18 protein-coding genes and 3 tRNA genes are annotated in these 19,815 nt (G+C 67.1%); 11 read left to right on the top strand and 10 right to left on the bottom strand.

The window, feature by feature from the left end; genetic code table 11:
* Positions 1 to 15 precede the first annotated feature (15 nt).
* From rpmG to BKA23_RS01860, 6 genes are all read right to left on the bottom strand, one after another.
* A complete protein-coding gene (gene rpmG / locus BKA23_RS01885) occupies positions 16 to 186 on the bottom strand; it encodes a 50S ribosomal protein L33 (protein ID WP_145224971.1) in 171 nt (56 codons plus the stop codon).
* Positions 187 to 244: 58 nt separating this feature from the next.
* A tRNA-Met gene (locus tag BKA23_RS01880) sits at positions 245 to 318 on the bottom strand.
* Between the two features lie 42 nt (positions 319 to 360).
* A tRNA-Thr gene (locus BKA23_RS01875) sits at positions 361 to 433 on the bottom strand.
* A gap of 74 nt (positions 434 to 507) precedes the next feature.
* Entirely contained in the window at positions 508 to 1,371 is an 864-nt protein-coding gene (locus BKA23_RS01870) for a MaoC/PaaZ C-terminal domain-containing protein (RefSeq protein WP_145224969.1), read from the bottom strand.
* A 7-nt stretch (positions 1,372 to 1,378) separates the two neighbouring features.
* Positions 1,379 to 2,749 carry a 3-oxoacyl-ACP reductase gene (locus BKA23_RS01865; protein WP_145224967.1) on the bottom strand — a complete coding sequence of 457 codons (1,371 nt, stop codon included), beginning with the start codon at positions 2,747 to 2,749 and terminating at the stop codon, positions 1,379 to 1,381.
* Positions 2,749 to 4,026, bottom strand: a complete 1,278-nt coding sequence (locus BKA23_RS01860; RefSeq protein ID WP_145224965.1) for an acetyl-CoA C-acetyltransferase — start codon at positions 4,024 to 4,026, stop codon at positions 2,749 to 2,751. The genes BKA23_RS01865 and BKA23_RS01860 overlap by 1 nt, the downstream gene beginning before the upstream one ends.
* An 87-nt stretch (positions 4,027 to 4,113) precedes the next feature.
* Between BKA23_RS01860 and BKA23_RS01855 the strand changes: the two genes are divergently transcribed.
* The 5 genes from BKA23_RS01855 to BKA23_RS01835 all read left to right on the top strand — a co-directional run bounded on the left by BKA23_RS01855 (position 4,114) and on the right by BKA23_RS01835 (position 10,000).
* The gene (locus BKA23_RS01855; protein WP_145224963.1) at positions 4,114 to 4,869 is read left to right on the top strand and encodes a TetR/AcrR family transcriptional regulator; all 756 of its coding nucleotides are present in this window, start codon (positions 4,114 to 4,116) and stop codon (positions 4,867 to 4,869) included.
* Positions 4,866 to 6,800: an acyl-CoA dehydrogenase family protein gene (locus tag BKA23_RS01850; protein WP_246104404.1), complete on the top strand. Its 1,935-nt coding sequence runs from the start codon at positions 4,866 to 4,868 to the stop codon at positions 6,798 to 6,800. Before BKA23_RS01855 ends, BKA23_RS01850 begins: the two co-directional genes overlap by 4 nt.
* Positions 6,801 to 6,896: 96 nt before the next feature.
* Complete coding sequence (locus BKA23_RS01845; RefSeq protein ID WP_145224959.1) at positions 6,897 to 7,769, top strand: DMT family transporter; 873 nt, start codon at positions 6,897 to 6,899, stop codon at positions 7,767 to 7,769.
* Between the two features lie 215 nt (positions 7,770 to 7,984).
* Positions 7,985 to 8,800 carry a G1 family glutamic endopeptidase gene (locus BKA23_RS01840; protein ID WP_145224957.1) on the top strand — a complete coding sequence of 272 codons (816 nt, stop codon included), beginning with the start codon at positions 7,985 to 7,987 and terminating at the stop codon, positions 8,798 to 8,800.
* Positions 8,801 to 9,166: 366 nt separating this feature from the next.
* Positions 9,167 to 10,000: a G1 family glutamic endopeptidase gene (locus tag BKA23_RS01835; protein WP_211841566.1), complete on the top strand. Its 834-nt coding sequence runs from the start codon at positions 9,167 to 9,169 to the stop codon at positions 9,998 to 10,000.
* Positions 10,001 to 10,102: 102 nt separating this feature from the next.
* Here BKA23_RS01835 and BKA23_RS01830 read toward each other — a convergent pair.
* A tRNA-Tyr gene (locus BKA23_RS01830) sits at positions 10,103 to 10,186 on the bottom strand.
* 147 nt (positions 10,187 to 10,333) lie between these two features.
* On the opposite strand from BKA23_RS01830, the gene BKA23_RS01825 reads away from it, so the two are divergent.
* The gene (locus tag BKA23_RS01825) at positions 10,334 to 10,831 is read left to right on the top strand and encodes a YajQ family cyclic di-GMP-binding protein (RefSeq protein ID WP_145224956.1); all 498 of its coding nucleotides are present in this window, start codon (positions 10,334 to 10,336) and stop codon (positions 10,829 to 10,831) included.
* Between the two features lie 37 nt (positions 10,832 to 10,868).
* Positions 10,869 to 11,174: a hypothetical protein gene (locus tag BKA23_RS01820; protein ID WP_145224954.1), complete on the top strand. Its 306-nt coding sequence runs from the start codon at positions 10,869 to 10,871 to the stop codon at positions 11,172 to 11,174.
* A gap of 151 nt (positions 11,175 to 11,325) precedes the next feature.
* On the opposite strand, the gene BKA23_RS01815 is transcribed toward BKA23_RS01820, so the two are convergent.
* Positions 11,326 to 12,702 (bottom strand): amidase family protein, encoded by a 1,377-nt coding sequence (locus tag BKA23_RS01815; RefSeq protein ID WP_211841565.1) that lies wholly within the window; start codon positions 12,700 to 12,702, stop codon positions 11,326 to 11,328.
* 85 nt (positions 12,703 to 12,787) lie between these two features.
* Entirely contained in the window at positions 12,788 to 13,393 is a 606-nt protein-coding gene (locus BKA23_RS01810) for a TetR/AcrR family transcriptional regulator (protein WP_145224950.1), read from the bottom strand.
* A 120-nt stretch (positions 13,394 to 13,513) separates the two neighbouring features.
* Here BKA23_RS01810 and BKA23_RS01805 point away from each other — a divergent pair, with 120 nt between their 5' ends.
* The 4 genes from BKA23_RS01805 to BKA23_RS01790 are packed head-to-tail and all read left to right on the top strand — an operon-like array spanning position 13,514 to position 17,064.
* Positions 13,514 to 14,305, top strand: a complete 792-nt coding sequence (locus BKA23_RS01805) for an SDR family oxidoreductase (protein WP_145224948.1) — start codon at positions 13,514 to 13,516, stop codon at positions 14,303 to 14,305.
* 48 nt (positions 14,306 to 14,353) lie between these two features.
* Positions 14,354 to 15,115: a 3-oxoacyl-ACP reductase FabG gene (gene fabG, locus BKA23_RS01800; RefSeq protein ID WP_145224946.1), complete on the top strand. Its 762-nt coding sequence runs from the start codon at positions 14,354 to 14,356 to the stop codon at positions 15,113 to 15,115.
* Between the two features lie 3 nt (positions 15,116 to 15,118).
* Complete coding sequence (locus tag BKA23_RS01795; RefSeq protein ID WP_145224944.1) at positions 15,119 to 15,571, top strand: MaoC family dehydratase; 453 nt, start codon at positions 15,119 to 15,121, stop codon at positions 15,569 to 15,571.
* Positions 15,568 to 17,064, top strand: a complete 1,497-nt coding sequence (locus tag BKA23_RS01790; protein WP_145224942.1) for a long-chain-fatty-acid--CoA ligase — start codon at positions 15,568 to 15,570, stop codon at positions 17,062 to 17,064. Before BKA23_RS01795 ends, BKA23_RS01790 begins: the two co-directional genes overlap by 4 nt.
* 225 nt (positions 17,065 to 17,289) lie before the next feature.
* Here BKA23_RS01790 and pepN read toward each other — a convergent pair whose 3' ends face one another.
* Complete coding sequence (gene pepN, locus BKA23_RS01785) at positions 17,290 to 19,800, bottom strand: aminopeptidase N (protein ID WP_145224941.1); 2,511 nt, start codon at positions 19,798 to 19,800, stop codon at positions 17,290 to 17,292.
* Positions 19,801 to 19,815: the final 15 nt, after the last annotated feature.

Here is a 19,815-nt window from a genome sequence, read left to right as displayed (position 1 = left end):
CTCGCGCCGCGCCGCTCAGCGGGTCTCGCGGTGCAGCGTGTGACGCTTCTCGCGGGGGCAGTACTTCTTGAACTCCACGCGGTCGGGGTTGTTGCGACGGTTCTTCTTCGTCACGTAGTTGCGCTCTTTGCACTCGGTGCACGCCAAGGTGATCTTGGGGCGAATGTCTGCGCTCTTGCTGGCCACGGCAACCTGCTCTCGGAATTACTTGTCTAGAAGGGGTCTAGCTGTTTGCAAATTTCAGTAGCGGGAGCGGGGCTCGATCCCGCGACCTCACGATTATGAGTCGTGCGCTCTAACCAGCTGAGCTACCCCGCCTTGGGATGAAGTGGCACCGGAAACCCGGCACCGGCTCACCAGAGCCCCCAAACGGAATCGAACCGTTGACCTTCTCCTTACCATGGAGACGCTCTACCGACTGAGCTATAGGGGCCTGCTGCCGCTGAGCGCAACGCATCGTCGCCTGCTCAGCAGTGCAGCGAAGAGATTACCCGACGACCTCTTCGATCACGAAATCGGCCGGACGTCCCCGCGCACGAGGACGGTGTCCTTGCGGCGGTCCCGCAGCGCGAGCTGCGTCGCCTCGCCGGGGGCACCCACCTGCGCGACGAATCGCACCGTGCCAGGGATGAGCACCGGCTTGCGGAACGACATCGACGCGACGTATGCCGGAGACAGCCTGCTCTCGACACCGGCCAGCATCGCCGCCTGGCTCCACATGCCGTGCACGATCGTGCGCGGGAAGCCCATCGCCTTGGCGGTGAGTGGGTGCAGGTGGATCGGGTTGATGTCGCCGCTGACCGCGGAGAACCGGCGGCCGAGGTCGCCCGACAGGCGCCATACGGCACCAGGACCGTCCGGTGCGTCGCCCTCGGCGGCCCGCGGCGGCTCGGCGCCCTCGATCCGCCGGCCGCGGTACAGATAGGTCGCCAGGCCCTCCCAGACCAGCTCGCCGGCGACGTGCGCCTGCGAGGTGATGTCGACCTGCACCCCGCGACGATGCGGCCGCGCGTTGCCGGCGGTCACCGACAGGTCGATCGCTTCGGTGAGCAGCACCGGCCGATGCTGGGTCAGCGTGTTGTCGAGATGGACGCTGCCGTTGAGCGGGTAGGGATACCTCTTGTCGGCGAACAGGCTCACCTGCAGCGGGAACGCCAGATTGTGCAGGTATGTCGCAGGCAGTTCGTCGCGCAGCGCGAACCCGCAGACCCGGTCGTAGTCGGCGAGCGCCGCAGGATCGACGCGCACACCCTTGCGGACGACGCGGACGTCCGGCAGGTCCCCGCCGCGGCGGCCGCGAGAGGTCGCGACCGCCTTGGCGTAGACCCGACCGAGCGACGGAGGACCGCTCAACTCGATGACCTTCGTCATACTGCGCTCACGCCCCGAGCTGGCTGTGGCCGCAGACGCGCAGCACCTGGCCGGTCACGCCCGCCGAGCCCGGCTCGGCGAGGAAGGCGATCGCCTCGGCGACATCGACCGGCTGACCACCCTGCATCAGCGCGTTGATCCGGCGACCGACCTCGCGGGTGGCGAGCGGGATCTTGGCGGTCATCTCGGTCTCGATGAACCCGGGGGCGATCGCGTTGATGGTGATCTGCCGCGGCGCCAGCTCCGGTGCCTCCGCCCGGACCAGACCCATGACCCCGGCCTTGGACGCCGCGTAGTTCGCCTGGCCACGGTTGCCGCCGATGCCGGAGGTGGAGGCGACGCCGATGATCCGACCGCCGTCCTTGAGGCCACCGGGAAGTGCCGGGTCGAGCAGCGTGGCGTTGATGGCCATCTCCGCCTTGATGTTGACCGCGATGACGCTCCCCCAGCGGGCGGCGTCGTCGTTGACGAACAACTTGTCGCGGGTGATGCCGGCGTTGTGCACGATGGCCGCGAGCTTGTCACCCTTGCGGGCCACTGCCTCGGCGATCTTCTGACCGGCGTCGGGCGCGGTGATGTCGAGCTGCAGCGCGACGCCGCCGATCTTGTTGGCGACCTTGGACAGCGACTCTCCGGCCGCGGGAATGTCGACCACGATCACCGCTGCGCCCTGACGGGCGAAGACCTCCGCGATCTTGGCGCCGATCCCACGCGCAGCGCCGGTCACGACAGCGACCTCACCTTGCAGCGGCGCCCGCCAGTCCGCGACCTGCGGGACGACGGCCTTGCCGACGCGCAGCGGCTGACCGCCGACGTATGCCGATCGGCTCGAGAGGAAGAAGCGCACCGGTGAAGCAAGCACCTCGGGCTCGTCGAAGGCGTCGCCGGACAACCAGATGAGGTTGGCGGTGGCGCCGCGCAGCAACTCCTTGCCGATCGACCGCATGATGCCTTCGAGCGCCTGCTGCGTGGCCGCGGCCTCCGGCCGATCCTGCTCGGCCGGCGGCGTGCCGATGATCAGCACGCGGGCGTTCTTGCCGAGCGCCTTGACCGCCGGTGCCAGCGTGGCGCGCAAGATCTCGAGGTCATCGATGGTCCGCAGGCCGGTGGCGTCGTAGACCGCGGCTCCGAGCGACCCCTTCTCGTAGGTCGCCTCGGGGGTCGCGTCGACGACCACGGCACCGGAGGACTCGACGATGTCGATGAGCGCCGAGGCGACCTTCCCGCCGTCGAAGGACCCGATCGCAACCGGCCCGGTCGTGAGTTCCTGACCCGGCTCGTAGCGACGCAGGACCGGCGGCTTGGGCAGTCCGAACTGACCGGCGAGCTTCTTGCCGAGGGGGTTCTTGTTGACGAAGTTGCTGTAGCCGTCAGCCATCACACTGCCTCCAGAATCGCGACGACACCCTGACCGCCCGCCGCGCAGATGGAGATCAGGCCGCGGCCCGACCCCTTCTCGTGCAACATCTTCGCCAGCGAGGCGACGATGCGGCCGCCGGTGGCTGCGAAGGGGTGACCGGCCGCCAGCGACGAGCCGTTGACGTTGAGCTTGCTGCGGTCGACCGAGCCGAGCGGCTCGTCCAGGCCCAGGCGCTCCTTGCAGAACTCCGGGCTCTCCATCGCAGCCAGATGGCACAGCACCGTGGAGGCGAATGCCTCGTGGAACTCGTAGAATTCGAAATCCTGCAACGTCAGGCCGTTGCGCTGCAGGAGCCGGGCGATCGCGTAGGGCGGCGCCATCAGCAGGCCTTCGCCGCCGTGCACGTAATCGACCGCAGCGGTCTCACCGTCGACGAAGCGGGCCAGCGGGGTCAACTTGCGCTCCTGCGCCCAGTCGGCCGAGCCGAGCAGCACGACGGATGCGCCGTCGGTCAGCGGGGTGGAGTTGCCGGCCGTCATGGTGGCGCCCTCGCCCTTGCCGAACACCGGCTTGAGCTTGGCCAGCTTCTCAGGCGTGGAGTCCGGGCGCAGGTTGTTGTCCTTGCTGACACCGAGATAGGGGGTCACCAGGTCGTCGAAGAAGCCGCGCCCGTATGCCGCGGCGAGGTTCTGGTGGCTGAGGGCCGCGAGCTCGTCCTGTGCCTCACGGCTGATGCCCCACTCCTTTGTGGTGATCGCCTGGTGATCACCCATCGCCAGACCGGTGCGCGGCTCGGCGTTCTTGGGTTGCTCAGGTGCGAACTGGCCCGGTCGGATCTTGGTCAGCGCCTTGAGCCGCTGCTGCGGTGTCTTGGCGTAGTTGACCATCATCAGGGTGCGGCGCAGGTCGTCGTTGATGGCCAGCGGAGCGTCGGAGGTGGTGTCGGTGCCGCCGGCGATCGCCGAGTCCACCTGACCGAGGGCGATCTTGTTGGCCACCAGGATCGTCGCCTCGAGGCCGGTGCCGCAGGCCTGCTGCACGTCATACGCGGGGGTCTGGGGCGACAGGTGAGAGCCCAGCACGCTTTCGCGAGTCAGGTTGAAATCCCGCGCGTGCTTGATGACGGCACCCGCCGCGACCTCGCCGAGGCGCTCACCGGACAGGTCGTGGCGCGAGACCAGACCGTCGATGGCGGCGGTCAGCATGTCCTGGTTGGACGCCTTGAGGTATTTGCCGCCGGAGCGGACGAAGGGGATGCGGTTACCACCGAGGACGTAGACGTCACGTGGGCTCATGAGAGTTCTCCGATGAAGGTCGGCTGAGCGAATAATTACCGATACGGAGAGTAGCAGGTACGTCGAGTTTCGGATACTCTGCCGGACATGGGCCAGACAGAGCAGTCCCGCCGATCGGCGGCGCGCAGCGACGCATCGAATGCCGCGAGCACTTCCGAAATCCCTGACGCGGTGCGCGTCGACGGGCGCGACACCCGCTGGACCCAGCACCGCGCCGAGCGTCGACGAGAGCTCACCGAGGCAGCGCTGCGCGCCATACGTAAGCACGGAGCGACCGTGGGCATGGACGAGATCGCCGCCGAGGCGGGCACCAGCAAGACCGTGATCTACCGGCACATGGGCGATCGCCTCGGGCTGTATCTCGCGGTGTGCGAAAGCGTCGACGACCGGATCCTGACCGACCTGCACAAGTCGCTGACCGATGTCGACGCGGCGCATGCCGCGGCCCACGAGCTCACGTCCGGTCACACCCGTGAGATGACCGTGGCCGTCATCGACAGCTACCTGCGCCAGGTCGAACGCGATCCGGAGGTCTACCGGTTCGTCGTGCGGAGACCGCAACTGAACATCCCGCCGGAGCAGGACCCGGTGATCGGGCTCAGCGACACGATCGCCGGAGTCCTCGAGCCGATCTTCGCCGCGGCGCTCACCATCGCCGGCAAGGACGTCGAACCGGCGAGGTTGTGGGCGCACGGTCTGATCGGTTTTGTCCGCGAATCGGCCGACCGATGGCTGGCCGACCCCGACCGCGCCCCGCGGGCGAGCGTTGTCGCCCATCTCGCAGATTTCGCAGCAGTCGGACTGACCGGCGTGCTGAGCAACTCGACAGAGGAGTCGAAGTGACGAATCCCATTGCAAGCGAACTGATCACAGCCCTGGACGGGCGGTGGGCGGATCTGCGCAGCGAGGCGCGCGACCAGTTGTCCGCCGACTGGATGCTCGCGCCGACGGGCCTGTCGGTCGCCGACCACCGGGCGCTGACGACCGCGTCGTTGAAGACGCTCGCCGGTGAAGGCTTCGGTCGCGTCGGCTTCCCCGTGGCGTATGGCGGTGAGCGCGACTACGCGGCGTCCTGCGTGCTGTTCGAGATGCAGGCACTGGGCGACCTGTCGCTGCTGGTGAAGGTCGGGGTGCAGTTCGGGCTGTTCGGCGGCGCGGTCGCGCGACTGGGCACCGACCGACACCACTCGGCATACCTCGAGGACATCATGACCGCGAAGCTGCTGGGCTGCTTCGCGATGACCGAGGTAGGGCACGGCAGCAACGTGCAGGAGTTGGAAACCACTGCCACGTATGACGATTCGACCCACGAACTGGTCGTGAACTCCCCCACCCCGTCGGCGACCAAGACCTACATCGGCAATGCCGCCGTCGACGGCCGTATGGCGGTGGTCTTCGCCCAGTTGATCACGCGCGAAGGCGACCACGGTGTGCACGCGGTGCTGATGCCCATCCGCGACGAGGGCGGCGCGGCACTGCCCGGCGTCACGATCGGCGACAACGGCGACAAGGGCGGGCTGCCCGGCGTCGACAACGGCACCCTCGCGTTCGACCACGTGCGAGTGCCGAAAGCCAATCTGCTCAACGCATTCGGCGACATCGACGACGACGGCAACTATGTCTCGGACATCGACAGCGCGGGCCGCCGATTCTTCACCATGCTCGGGACGCTTGTGCGTGGCCGTGTGTGCGTGGGTGGCGGCTCCGGCGCGGCCGCGAAGAAGGCGCTGACAATCGCCATACGTTATGGCAGCACCCGTCGCCAGTTCTCCGCACCCGGCGACGATCAAGAGGTCGTGGTGCTGGATTACCTTGCGCACCAACGGGTTCTGCTGCCTCGCCTGGCGAAGTCGTATGCACTGAGTTTCGCGCAGAACGCCGTCACCGAGCGGCTGCAGGAGCTGCACGGCGACGTCGCACCGGTTCTGACCGCGGACGACCCCGCCGCCAAGGAGCGGCAGGAGGCGCAGCGCGAGCTCGAGACCCGTGTCGCGGGGCTGAAGGCGGTCACCACCTGGCACGCGGTCGACACCATTCAGGCGTGTCGTGAGGCATGTGGCGGTGCCGGCTACATGGCGGAGAACGAACTCACCCAAATGCGTTCGGACGTCGACGTTTTCGCCACCTTCGAGGGCGACAACACCGTCCTGTTGCAGCTGACGGCCAAGGGACTGCTCACCGACTACAAAGAGATGTGGGGCGATCTGGACTCCGCCGGGATGGTTGGCAAGATCGCGGCACAACTCGGTGGTCGCATTGTCGAGCGGACCGCACGGCGCGCCGGCATCCAGCGGCTGGTCGACACCGCCACCGGGCGCGACGACGACAGCGCGACCGACAGCCTGCCGTGGGCGATGTCGATGTTCGAGCAAAGAGCCGACCACGCACTCGAAACCCTGGGCAACCGGCTGCGAAAAGCCACTAAAGAGAACGCTTTCGACATCTTCAACAAAGCACAGGACCATGTGCTCTTCGCCGCTCGCGCGCACATCGACCGGTGTGTGCTCGACGCCGCCCTGGAGAGCCACGAAGCGATGGCCGACGGAGCCGCGAAAGACCTGCTCGGGCGGGTGCTGACGCTCTACGCGCTGAGCTCGATCGAGGCCGACCGTGCGTGGTTCCTCGAGCACGGCCGGATCAGCGGCAGCCGCTCCCGTGCGGTGACCGCGTCGGTCAACGAACTGTGCGCGGAATTGCGTCCGCAGGTGCTGACTCTGGTCGACGGCTTCGGCATACCGGATGAGCTGATCACCGCACCGATCGCCCAGCTCTGAGGCGAGCTGCCGTGAGCCAGGGATAAGGCGAGCGCGGGGCGGCGTCGGCTCACGGCTTGACGAACGTGCCGCCGCTGCCCCGATAGGGTGGTTGGGGTGTCGGCTCATGCCCTTGCACTCGTGCTCACCGCAGCAGTCCTGCACGCGACGTGGAACATCGCCGCCAAACGCGTCGAGGGCGGCGGTTACGTCTTCGTGTTCTCCTATGCATTGTTGTCCGCGGTGATCTGGCTGCCGATCGGCTTCATCGTTCTCGCGAGCACCAATTCGTCGCTGACCTGGTCGTTGATCTGGGCCGCACTGCTGTCCGGTGTCTTTCACATCGCCTACGGGTTGACCCTGCAAACCGGTTACAACAAAGCAGAACTCGGTGTTGTCTATCCCGTTGCTCGTGGCACCGGGCCACTGCTGACGATGATCTTCGCGATCGTCGTGCTTGCCGAACGGCCAGGATGGCTCGGTGTGCTGGGCGGGGTCATCGTGATCACCGGGGTCGTGGTGGTCGCGAGCGCTCGGCCACCGGCTTCGGAGAAAAAGCCACGGCATCGGGCATCGAGCGGAATCCTCTGGGGTGGACTCACCGGCGTGATGATCGCGAGCTACACCCTGTGGGACGACCACTCGATGACAGCACTGGCACTGGCACCGGTGCCGTACTTCGCGTTCAGCACCGCCTGGCAGTCGATCGGGTTGCTGCCGGGTATGCGCGGACGAGGCGCGGATCTGCGCGCGGTGTCACGCAGGTACTGGCGCGAGATCGTGTGTGTCGCGTTGTTGTCGCCGCTGGCCTATGTACTTGTCCTGATCGCCATGCAGACCACGCCGGTCGCCCTGGTCGCACCTGCTCGCGAGTCCAGCATCGTGATCGGGTCACTGCTGGCGTGGCGGTTGTTCCACGAGCCGAGACCGGCTCGCAAGTTCCTCGGCGCTGTGGTGGTGCTCGCCGGAATCGCGCTGATAGCAGCGTGATTGCAGCCGGTTTCGACGCCGGCGACCGCTGCTGGGATCAGCCCTGGACCCGCGCCGAACCGACTGGGTAAAGGGCCGGACAAGATTCGCCCCCACGACGGTAAATTCTGGCGTTCGGATGATGCCTGTGCGACTACGACGGGCGTAGCTTTCAGCCACCGTTCGGCCCGAACGCCTGTTGGGGCCGCCACCCTGTCCGAGGAGCTCAGATCCTGATGCGCACCCTTCACACCCGTCGAACCCTCACCGTCGCCACCGGCGTGCTCGCTCTCGCCGCTGCCGGGATTGCCGGCACCGGAGCCGCCCACGCCGCTCAGCCCGCTCCCGCCGCCGCCCACACGTTCGCTGACGGCGCCAAGACCGCCGGCCTGGCAGCAGCCCATTTCGGTGTCCGGGACATCGGCGGCGCAGCGAGGGGTGTCAACGCTCGGGCCCGTCACGGGTTCAACATCAACGGCGGCAACTGGTCCGGCATGGTCGCCACCGGCTCCGGCTTCACCTCGACCAAGAGTTCGTGGACCGAGCCGAAGGTCACGTGCAACTCCACCAACGACCTGATGGCCCCGTGGGTCGGCATCGACGGGTACGGCAGTTCCTCGGTCGAGCAGACTGGTGTCGCCACCGACTGCTCCTCCGGATCCCCGGTCTACCAGGGGTGGTACGAGATGTACCCCGCCAACCCGGTGTACTACAGCAACACCGTCAAGGCCGGCGACCACATCACCGCCACTGTCTCGCGCAGCGGCAAGAAGTACACCTTGACGCTCGCCGACACGACACAGGGCTGGACCCGGACGATCACCAAGTCCTACAACGGCGCGAACGCCAGCGCCGACTTCGTGATGGAGTCGCCGACCGCGTCCTACCCGAACTTCGGCTCGGTGAAGTTCACCGGCGCCACCGTCGACGGCAGCGCCCTTGGCAACTTCAGCCCGACCGCGATGGACGCCTCCAACAGCAACGGCTACGAGGACCACACCAGTGCCCTGTCCGGCGGCAACAGCTTCTCGATCAGCTACCTGCAGGAGTGATCTCGGGAGGTTGACGGTACGACATCCCTGACCTGTCGGCACCGCTGCCAACAGGGGCGGCCCCAGAACCATCATGGTTCTGGGGCCGCTTCTGTGTCCGGAGCCTTCGGTCAGCGGCACGTATGGCGCGGGCAACGCCGTTCCGGCATACGTCAGTGAACGGTCAAGATTCGCCAGCGCGGATGTAAAACATCGGTTTTCAACGGTTTTCAACCGGGGCCGGCGTGCGTAGCTTCGTCAGCACTGATTCGTCAGCACTGATCGGCGCGGGCCACCGCTTCGCGCTGACACCAATTACGCCGGTGTGAACCCTCGACGTTGGTCACACCAGCATCTCAGGCGAAAGCCCAGAAGGAGTTCGAACAGATGCGCACTCTCCACACCCGCCGGACACTCACCGTGGCCGCCGGCGTCATCGCTCTCGCCGCCGCCGGCATCACCGGCACCGGCGCTGCTCACGCCGCCCAGCCCGCTCCCGCCGCCGCCGCCCACACGTTCGCCGACGGCGCCAAGACCGCCGGCCTGGCAGCAGCCCATTTCGGCGGCATCAGCGCCTCGCGCCACGAGATCGGCGGCGCGGCATCGCTCGTGAACGCGCACGCCCGTCACGGTTTCAACATCAACGGCGGCAACTGGTCCGGCATGGTCGCCACCGGCTCCGGCTTCACCTCGACCTCCACGTCGTGGACCGAGCCCAGCGTCACGTGCAACTCCACCAATGACCTGATGGCCCCGTGGGTCGGCATCGACAGTTACGGAAGCTCCTCGGTCGAGCAGACCGGCGTTGCCACCGACTGCTCCTCCGGATCCCCGGTCTACCAGGGGTGGTACGAGATGTACCCCGCCAACCCGGTGTACTACAGCAACACCGTGGAGGCCGGGGACAGCATCACGGCCACCGTGAACCGCAGCGGTGAGTCCTACACGCTGATCCTCACCGACAACACGCAGGGTTGGACGCAGACGACCACCCAGTCGTATGACGGTGCGAACGCCAGCGCCGACTTCATCATCGAATCGCCCACGGCGTCCTACCCGGACTTCGGCGAGGTCGACTTCACCGGATCCACCGTCAACGGCAGCGCCCTGGGCGACTTCAGCCCGACCGCCCTGGACGCCTCCAACAGCAACGGGTACGAGGACCAGACCAGCGCCCTGTCGGGCGGCACGGACTTCTCGATCAGCTACCTGCAGGAGTGACCCGCACGGTATGACCGGCGCGGCGCTCCAGCCGCACGCCGCGCTCGTCATACGACACGACGAAGGCCCGGACCGAAACGGTCCGGGCCTTCGTGATGTCACTGGTGCCAGGTGAAGGATTCGAACCTTCGAAGCTTTCGCGACGGATTTACAGTCCGCTCCCATTGGCCGCTCGGGCAACCTGGCAAGTGCGTGGACGAGGATACAAGGGCGGGCAGCTGTAGGCCAATCGACCACTGCCCTGGGCGACCGGCGGGCGGGTCGACGGGAGCCGGTGGGCACCCGGCATACTCGGCGGGAGATCCCAGACACCACCGGACCAAGGAGCGGGCCATGGCAGATTCGTCGTTCGACATCGTCAGCAAGACCGACAAGCAGGAGGTCAGCAACGCGATGCTGCAGGCCGCCAAGGAGATCTCGACCCGGTTCGACTTCCGCGGCGTGGGCGCCGAGATCGACTGGTCCGGCGAGAAGATCCTGATGAAGGCCAACGCGCCCGAGCGTGTGCTCGCAGTGCTCGACGTCTTCCAGACCAAGCTGGTCAAACGCGGAGTGTCGCTGAAGGCGCTCGACCTGTCCGACGACGGCGAGCCGAAGATCTCCGGCAAGGAGTACCGCCTCGAGGCCGCACTGAAGGACGGCATCAGCCAGGAGGACGCCAAGAAGATCTCCAAACTGATCCGCGACGAGGGCCCCAAGTCGGTCAAGTCGCGCATCGAGGGCGACGAGCTGCGGGTGACCAGCAAGTCGCGCGACGACCTGCAGGAGGTGCAGCGGATGCTGAAGTCCGCAGACCTCGACGTCGCACTGCAGTTCACGAACTACCGCTGACAGCAACGGTTTTCGTCATACATCGTGGGGAGCGGCCATGACGGCGTTCAGGATGAGGGCCGACAAGGTTGTCAGATACATCGACAAGACGGCGCAGCGCAAGCCCGAGCTTGCGGCGAAGATGACCGAGGGGGCGGTGGCAGGGATCCGCCGGCTGACCGACGCCGAGGCGCAGGAATGCTGGGGCAGCATCCGCAGCCTTCCGCAAGACCCGCAGTGGGCTTTTCCGTTCCAGCGCCAGGTCGCCGAGGAGTTCCGCGCCAAGGGACTACCGGCTCCCGACTGGACGCTCACCCCTCCGCCGGGGATGCAGTATGGCGGTGGCGACACCACCTGGCAGTGATCCGACCGACAGAGGTGGTCGCGTAACGCGCCGAAGTCATGCAGCAGGGAGGCTCACTGATCGACGTGTTCAGGCCGTCAATGGCTGTCTGCGGATGAGGATCGGCACCAGGCTGCCAGCCGTTGCAGGCGAGGCCCGGTTGCGTGCTTACTCAGACGAACGGCACAAAGGCGGGTGCGGGCAAAGGGCCGGTGTCACCATCTCGTGCCGCCTCGTATGCCGCAGCGATCCGTAGCAGCGACTGCTCGCTGTGAGCCGTTCCCCAGAACGTCACGGCCACGGGCAGGCCGGCGGCTACGCCCGACGGCACCGTCAGCAACGGGTATCCCGCCTGCGCCGCAGGAGTGGAACATGCTCCCGCTGTGTGCTCGGGGTTGACGTGGTCGATGAGGAATGCCGGCGGGCAGGCCGGGCTGACCAGCGCGGTCAGGTCATGCTCACGTAGCACCGCATCAATTCCGCCACCCCGGGACTGAGCCCGGCACCGCTCGAGGGCATCGAGGTAACGGCGGTCGTTCAGGTCCGGCGCGACCAGTGCCTCCTCCAACAGGGACTGCCCGAAGTGCGGGAGTTCCTCGGCGGCGTGTGCCTTGTTGAACTGCACGATGTCGGCGAGGGTGCGCGGGCCATCCCCTGAGCGGGTCCTGAGGTAGTCGGCCAGGCCGGCACGGAACTCGGCGAGCATGACCAGGAGTTCGTCCTGCCAGCCCAGCTCGGCGGGCAGATCGGCGTTGTCGACGATCGTCGCACCTGCCTCGGACAACAGTTGCAATGCCCGTTCCGCCGGGCCGTCCGCGTGGTCGCTGTAGCCCCAGAACGTCTTTCGCGGCACGCCGATGCGCACACCACGCAATCGCTCCTGTCCGACCGCCGCGTCATACGCCTGACCCGTGAGCACCGCAAGCAGTGCTGCGCTCTGCGCGACAGTGGCGGTCAACGGTCCCGGTGAGTCCTGCGAGTGGGAGATCGGGATGATTCCGTCCCGCGGCACGAGACCGACCGTTGGCTTGAGTCCCACGCATCCGTTGAATGCAGCGGGGCACGTGATCGAACCGTCGGTCTCGCTGCCGATCGCGAACGGTGTGATGCCCGCCGCAACAGCGGCGCCACTGCCAGAACTCGAGCCACCCGCAGACCGGTTCAGCGCATACGGATTGCGGGTCAGGCCACCGTAGGCACTCCAGCCGCTGACGGAATTCCCGTCACGGAAATTCGCCCACTCGCTCAGATTCGTCTTGCCGAGCAACACCATGCCGGCGTCCCGAAGTCGGCGTACCAGCGTGGCGTCCCGAGACGGTGGCGGCACGTCGGCCAGCGCCAGCGAACCCGCCGTCGTCGGCAGGCCGGCAGTGTCGATGTTGTCCTTGACCAGGACCGGTATGCCGTGCAGCGCGCTCCGTGGTTCTTCGGTGTCCCGACGACGTGCGTCGTCCAGGGCGTCCGGCGACGGCGTGCAGACAGCCGCGATTTGTGGATTGACGTCGGCCGTACGGTCGATCGCCTGCTGCAGCCGATCGGCGCTGGACACACGACGCGAATGTCTCATACAGCCGATCGTCGCACGGATCGCGCCGCGGGCACCGGATTCCTGCCTTGTGTGACGCGGCGCACCGTCAACCGGACGACGAAGCGCCGGCCATCAGCACCGCCGTGTCCGCGTGATGCGCAGCGATGCGTTCGCCGCTCCAGTCGCCGTCCTCGTGATACCAGCGGGCGACGTCGATCGACATACCCATGATCGCGTTGGCTGTCATACCGATGTCAGCACAAGCGAATTCGCCGGATTCGACGCCGGCGGCGAGCACCTCACGCATCAACTGCTGGATGGCGTGCCGCAACTCGTCGATGACCACACGGTGCTCGGGCGTGAGCGCCTCGAGTTCGTAGTTCACCACCCGTGCCGTCGTATGCCGCGCGGTGTGGCCGATGACGAATTCGCGCACCATCAGGCGCAACTGCTCGGTCGGGCTGACGGTGGCCGCACGCGCTGCGCTCAGACGGGCGACGGTGGCCTCGTGGCCGGCGCGGGAGATCTCGAAGAGCAGCGACTCCTTGGTGGGGTGGTGCACGTAGAGCGCGGCAGGCGACATACCGGCTGCGGCGGCGATGTCACGAGTGGTGGTTCCGTGAAACCCCTTGGCAGCAAAAGCATCCCGGGCCGCATCCAACAACCGGTCACGCGAGGTGCTGTCGCCGGCCGGCGCCGCCTCGGACGTCATACGTCTCGCACCTTCCTGCTGTCCACCGTGGTTGATTCGTTGACGAGCATGCCGCACCGTGACACGCTAAGCAAGCGCTTAGTCAGCGCATCATCGCGATTCCGAGGGAGTGGTCGCCGCATGGCCGACTGGCAGGACAAAGGCGTCGTCGTGACCGGCGCCGCACGCGGCATCGGCCGAGCCATCGCGACCCGGCTACGCGACGAAGGCGCACGGGTGGTCATCGCCGACGTGCTCGAAGAACCACTGCGCGAGACTGCGGAATCCATTGGCGCACATGCCGTTTCGGGCGACTGCGCCTCAGCCGGCGGCGTGCAGCACCTGATCACTCAAGCCACCGCACAACTGGGCGAGATCGACGTCTGGGTCGGCAACGCCGGGATCGCGCGCGGCGAGGGTTTGGCGTCCACCGAGGCCGAGTGGGCCGCCTCGTGGGAGGTCAACGTGATGGCGCACGTGCGCGCCGCGCAACTGCTCATCCCGGGCTGGCTCGAACGAGGTCACGGCCGCTTCGTCGTGACAGCCTCCGCGGCCGGCCTGCTCACGATCCTCGGACAGCCGACGTACGCCGTCACCAAGCACGGCGCAGAGGCCTTCGCCGAGTGGCTGGCCGCGTCATACGGGCACCGCGGCATCAAGGTGCACGCGATCTGCCCGCAGGGCGTGCGCACCGACATGTATCCCGGGCCCGGCGACGGCGCACTCGCGGAGGTCATCGGCCACGACGGCGCCCTGCAACCCGAAGACGTCGCGACGGCGCTGGTCGAGACGATCGAGCGTGAAGAGTTCCTGGTGCTCCCCCACCCGGAGGTGCGCGACTATTTCGGCTTCCGCGGCGCGAACACCGACAAATGGCTGAGCGGCATGCAGCGCCTGCAAGGACGCATCGACGAACTCGATCAGCCACGCTGAATCTGCACCAACCACAACCGAATCCAACAATCGAAGGACACGTCACCCATGACCGAAGACACCACTCGCACAGCGATCGTGACCGGCGCGGCACGCGGCATCGGTGCCGCCGTCGCAACACGCCTGGCCAAGGACGGCATGGCGGTGGCCATCCTCGACCTTGACGAGGGCGCCTGTCAGGCAGCGGCACAGCAGATCACCGACGCCGGCGGTCGTGCGCTGGGCGTGGGCTGCGATGTGTCCGACGAGGCATCCGTCGCGGCAGCCGTCGAGCGCGTGGCTGCCGAACTCGGCGCCCCGACCGTGCTGGTCAACAACGCCGGTGTGCTGCGCGACAACCTGCTGTTCAAGATGAGCGTCGACGACTGGGACACCGTCATGGCGGTGCACCTGCGCGGCAGCTTCCTGATGACGCGCGCCGTGCAGAAGTACATGACCGAAGCCACCTACGGGCGAATCGTCAATCTTTCCAGCACTTCTGCGCAGGGCAACCGTGGCCAGGTCAACTACTCCGCGGCGAAGGCCGGACTGCAGGGGTTCACCAAGACCCTCGCGATCGAACTCGGCAAGTTCGGCGTCACCGCGAACGCGATCGCGCCCGGCTTCATCGTCACCGACATGACGGCGGCCACCGCCAAGCGCGTGGGTGTCGACTTCGAGGACATGCAGAAGTTCGCCGCGAAGGAGATCCCGGTGCAGCGGGTCGGACGCCCCGAGGACATCGCGGCAGCCGCGTCCTTCTTCTGCAGCGAGGACGCCGGCTTCGTCAGCGGCCAGGTGCTGTATGTCGCCGGCGGCCCGAAGGACTGAATGATGCGTACTTTCAACGGAATCGACGAGCTGAAGGCCGGTGTCGGCGAACACTTGGGCTACAGCGACTGGCACCAGGTGACGCAAGAGGCGGTCAACCAGTTCGCCGAGGCAACCGGTGACCATCAGTGGATCCACGTCGACGTCGACAAGGCCGCGGCCGGACCCTTCGGCGGGACCATCGCACACGGGTACATGACCTTGTCGCTGCTGCCGATGCTCGCCGGTCAGGTGTACACGGTCAGCGGTGTGAAGATGGGAATCAACTACGGCTCCAACAAGGTTCGCTTCCCGACGCCGGTGCCGGTGGGCTCGCGGGTGCGTGGCGGCTTCGAGTTGGTGTCGGTCGAGCCGTCGTCGCTCGGTTTCACCGTGACGGCTCGCGCGACCATCGAGATCGAAGGTGGCGCGAAGCCGGCGTGCGTGGCTGAGATCTTGTCGGTCGTCGTTCCGTGAGCACGCTGTCGTTGGCGTCCGTGCTGGCCGAGCCGGCACGGCGCCGGCCGACGAAAGTCGCTCTCGTCGAAGGAGATCGACGGCTGACGTACGCGCAGGTGTGGGATCTCGCACTGCGGTACGGCGATGCCTTGGTCGCGAGCGGCGTCAAGCCGGGCGACCGGGTGGCGCTGCTCGCGCCGAACGTGATCGAGTTCGTCGGGGCGTATTACGGCATCATCGCCGCCGGCGCCACGGTCGTGCCGGTGCCGCCGATGCTGCGCCCCACCGAGGCCGCCTACCTGGTGCAGAACTCCGGTGCGCGGCTGTTGCTGCACCATCCGTGGTTCGCCGAGACTGCGATCGCCGCCGCAGGCGAGTGCGGGATCGATGAGGCGTCACTCGTCGGGATGGCCGAGGGACGCAACCCGCTTGCGACATACGTGAGCAGGCAGCCGGACGATGTGGCGGTGGTGTTCTACACCTCGGGCACGACGGGCCGGCCCAAAGGCGCGATGCTGACGCACCTCAACCTGGTGATGAACGCGACGGTTGCTGCGTTCGACACAGGGAACGTCGGCAACGACGAGATGATCCTGGGGGCGCTGCCGCTGTTCCACATCTTCGGACAGTCGATCTCGTTGAACGCGACCTTCCGTGCGGGCGCGACGCTGGTGCTCGTGCCGCGCTTCGAACCCGTCGAAGTCCTGCGAATCCTCAATGACGAGAACATCACCCGGATGTCAGCGGTGCCGACGATGCTGATCCAGCTGTTGCAGCATGCGGACGAGGTCACGCCGGTGCCGCAACTGCAGGAGTGCAACTCCGGCGGCGCATCGCTGCCGGTCGCTGTGCTGGAAGCGTTCGAGGCGAAGTTCGGCGCGACGGTGCGTGAGGGCTACGGCTTGTCAGAGACGTCTCCGACGGCGACGACGAACCTGTCACACCTGCCACCGCGGCCCGGCACGGTCGGGCAACCGGTGTGGGGCTGCGAGGCGGAGGTTGCCGATCCGGCGATCACCGACCACGTCGTGCTGCTGCCGGTCGGCGAGCGCGGTGAGGTCGTGCTGTGTGGGCACAACATCTTCGCGGGGTACCTCGGCAATCCGGAGGCGACCGAAGCCGCCCTGCAGGACGGCTGGTTCCGCACCGGCGACATCGGCATGCGGGACGAGGACGGCTTCCTGTCGATCGTCGATCGCACCAAGGATCTCATCATCCGCGGCGGTTTCAACGTCTATCCGCGCGAGGTCGAAGAGACCCTGCAGCGGTATGACGGGGTCGCACAGGTGTCGGTGATCGGTGTCCCGGATGCCGAGCGCGGTGAGGAGATCTGCGCGGTGGTGGTGCCGGAGACCGGGGTGGTGGTCGACCCGGACGCGCTCATCACCTGGTCGAAGGAGCGGCTGGCGGCGCACAAGTACCCACGCCGCGTGGAGATCGTGCACGAGTTGCCGCTAGGCCCGAGCCACAAGGTGCTCAAGCGCGAATTGCGAGCACAGTTCGGTCGCTGACCTGCCGCGATGCGGCCCGCACCGGGCCCACCGGAGCGGCCCGCCCGGGCGGCCTGCCACTGGCCACCCTGCCCGGGCCAGCTGCCCGGCCGGTCGAGACGTCGGGCAGTTCGTCACGCGCCTGACGCCGGCGATCACGGCGACTTCGTTGACCTCGAGCACCGTCCGTTGAAGCCGCGTCCGCGCTCGAGCCCGGGTCCGTGACCGCTTCGGTCTGCGCGACGGTCAGCCGCTGAACGCCGCGCGCGAAGCGATGACGCGCTCCAATTCGTCGAGTCCGTCGACGAACGCCCGGCGAATGCCGGCGGTCAACTCCCCGGACTCCAGCGCGCGACGCGCCTCGGCGGCCACCGACGGATCCGCCAACTGTGCCGGGAACGAGAGGTGCACGAGGTTCGCGAGAGCCATCTCGCCATACTTGCCGGCCAGTCTGGGCAGGTCGCTGAAATACCTGGGCACGTATGGCGCAAGCACCTCCCGCACCCCCTCGACCTGACCGGCGCCGCCGAAGAACGCGCCCCCAATGGCGCTGGCCTCGTAGTTCGACAACGGCTGGTCACCGACCAGTTGCTCCCACGCCCACTGCTTGGCGTCGGCGCTCGGCAGCGCAGCGCGCGCACCGAGGGCGGACAGCTTGCCGGACATGCTGTTGTCGCGTTGCGCGGCGGCATCGATGACGGCCTCGTCGATGAGACCGAGCAGTGCCTGGCGCTTCACCACGGTCCAGCCGAAGTCGTCATCACCGCACGCGATCGCGGGACGATCGTCGTTGGCAGCCCAACGCGCCAGCAGATCGGCGTCGTCGGTGGTCGCCACGATCAGGGATGCAGCCACCAGCGCGTCCGAGGACGCCGGGTCGACCGCCGCCAGTCGTTGCGCACCGGCGCCTGCCAGTTGACGCTCGACAGCGGCCGAATCACCTTCTGCGACATACCAATACGGCAATCTCACGCCGGCCCACGCCGCGATGAATCCGGTGATCGACGTGTTGCTCTCGCTCGGCCACGCCGCTGCGAACACCTCGGCCACCTGACGCGGGTCGACCTCGGCACGCGCGATACCGCCGACGAGCGCCGACCACACCGTCAGTCGCGCCAGCGCGTCGTCGATCAGCGGCAACTGCGTGGGCAGCGCCGCGAGGGTCGCCGGGTCGAGGCGCACCTCGGCCCAGGTCAGATCTCCCGCGTTGGGCAGCACGATCGACGGTGTCGGCAGACCGACCAGCGCCTCGACGGGCGTGATGTCGGAGGTCGCGCGGATCGGCATACGTGCCGTCTGTTTGCCGTCGGTGAAAGTCGCGATGTCGAGCACGTGCGGCCGCGACGCCGGGTGTGCTGCCGGTGCCGAGCGCACCAGGTTCGCCGATCTGACGGAGCCGTCCTCGCTGGTGAGGTCGAGCCGCAGCTCGTCCGCCTGCGCAGTGCCCAACCAGCCGGCGGTCCACTCCGACAGATCCTGACCACTCGCGCGCTCCATCGAACCGATGAAGTCGTGCATCGTCGCGTTGCCGAAACTGTGCGTGGTCAGGTGATCCCGGACCCCTGCGACGAAGGCGTCGTCGCCGACGTATGCCGCCAGCTGCCGCAGCGCTGATGCGCCCTTGGCGTAGGAGATGCCGTCGAAATTGGTCAGCGCCGAATCGGAGTCGGGCGCGGGCGCACCGGCGATCGGATGGGTGGACGGGCCGCGGTCGACGCCATAGCCCCAGACCTTGCGGACGATGCCGAAGTCGACCCACGCATCGTCATACTCGGTGGCGTCCGCCAACGTGCGGTGCGCCATGTATTCGGCGAACGACTCGTTGAGCCACAGGTCGTCCCACCACTGCATCGTCACCAGGTCGCCGAACCACATGTGCGCCATCTCATGGGCGATCGTGTTGGCGCGAGTCAGCTGACGTTGACGGGTGTAGGCACCCCGAAAGATGAAGGCGTCGCGGAGGGTGACGCAGCCGGGGTTCTCCATCGCTCCGGCGTTGAACTCGGGCACGAAGAACTGGTGGTAGTCGCCCCATGGATACCTGATGCCGAACAGTCGGTGGTAGTAGTCGAAGGACTGCTTGGTGATCGTGAAGATCTCGTCGGCCTGTTCCAGCAACTGCTCCCCCAGTGACTGGCGCACGTGCAGCCACATGTCGATGCCGTCGTGCCGGTCGTGCACGGTGGCATAGGGTCCGGCACAGATGGTGAAGAAGTAGGTCGAGAGCGGCTTGGTCGTCGCCAGGCGCCAGCCGCCTGGCTCATGCTGACTGGCGCTGCCGTTGCCGGCGACGGTCCAGTCGTGCGGTGCGTTAACCAGCACGTCGTAAGGCGCTTTGAGATCGGGCTGGTCGAAGCAGGCGTAGATCTGCGGCGCGGCATCCAGGAAGGACATGCCGTAGACGTAGTGGCGCCCGTCGGCCGGGTCGACCGAGCGGTGCAAACCCTGACCGTCGTTGCCGTAGCTCATCGTCGCCTCGACCACGACTTCGTTCTCGGCCTGCAGGTCGGCCAGCACGACCCGGCCGTCACGCACGGTAGCCGGGTCGATCGGTCCGTCGTTGAACCAGATCGACTCCACACTGTGCGCCTTCAGATCGAGGAAGGTCGCGGCGCCCGGTCTGGTGCTGGTGAACCGGATCCGGCTGCTCGAGCCGAAGTGCTCATCACCTCGATCAAGGTCGAGGTGCAGCTCGTAGTTGGTCACGTCGATGAGGGCGGCGCGTTCCTGCGCTTCGGTACGAGTCAGAGGTGCCATGACCCGTAGCTTGTC

The sequence above is a fragment of the Rudaeicoccus suwonensis genome (assembly GCF_007829035.1).
In the GTDB taxonomy this organism is placed as follows: domain Bacteria; phylum Actinomycetota; class Actinomycetes; order Actinomycetales; family Dermatophilaceae; genus Rudaeicoccus; species Rudaeicoccus suwonensis.
Note: the sequence above shows the minus strand (reverse complement) of the source record. Positions and strands in the feature narration are given on the sequence as shown.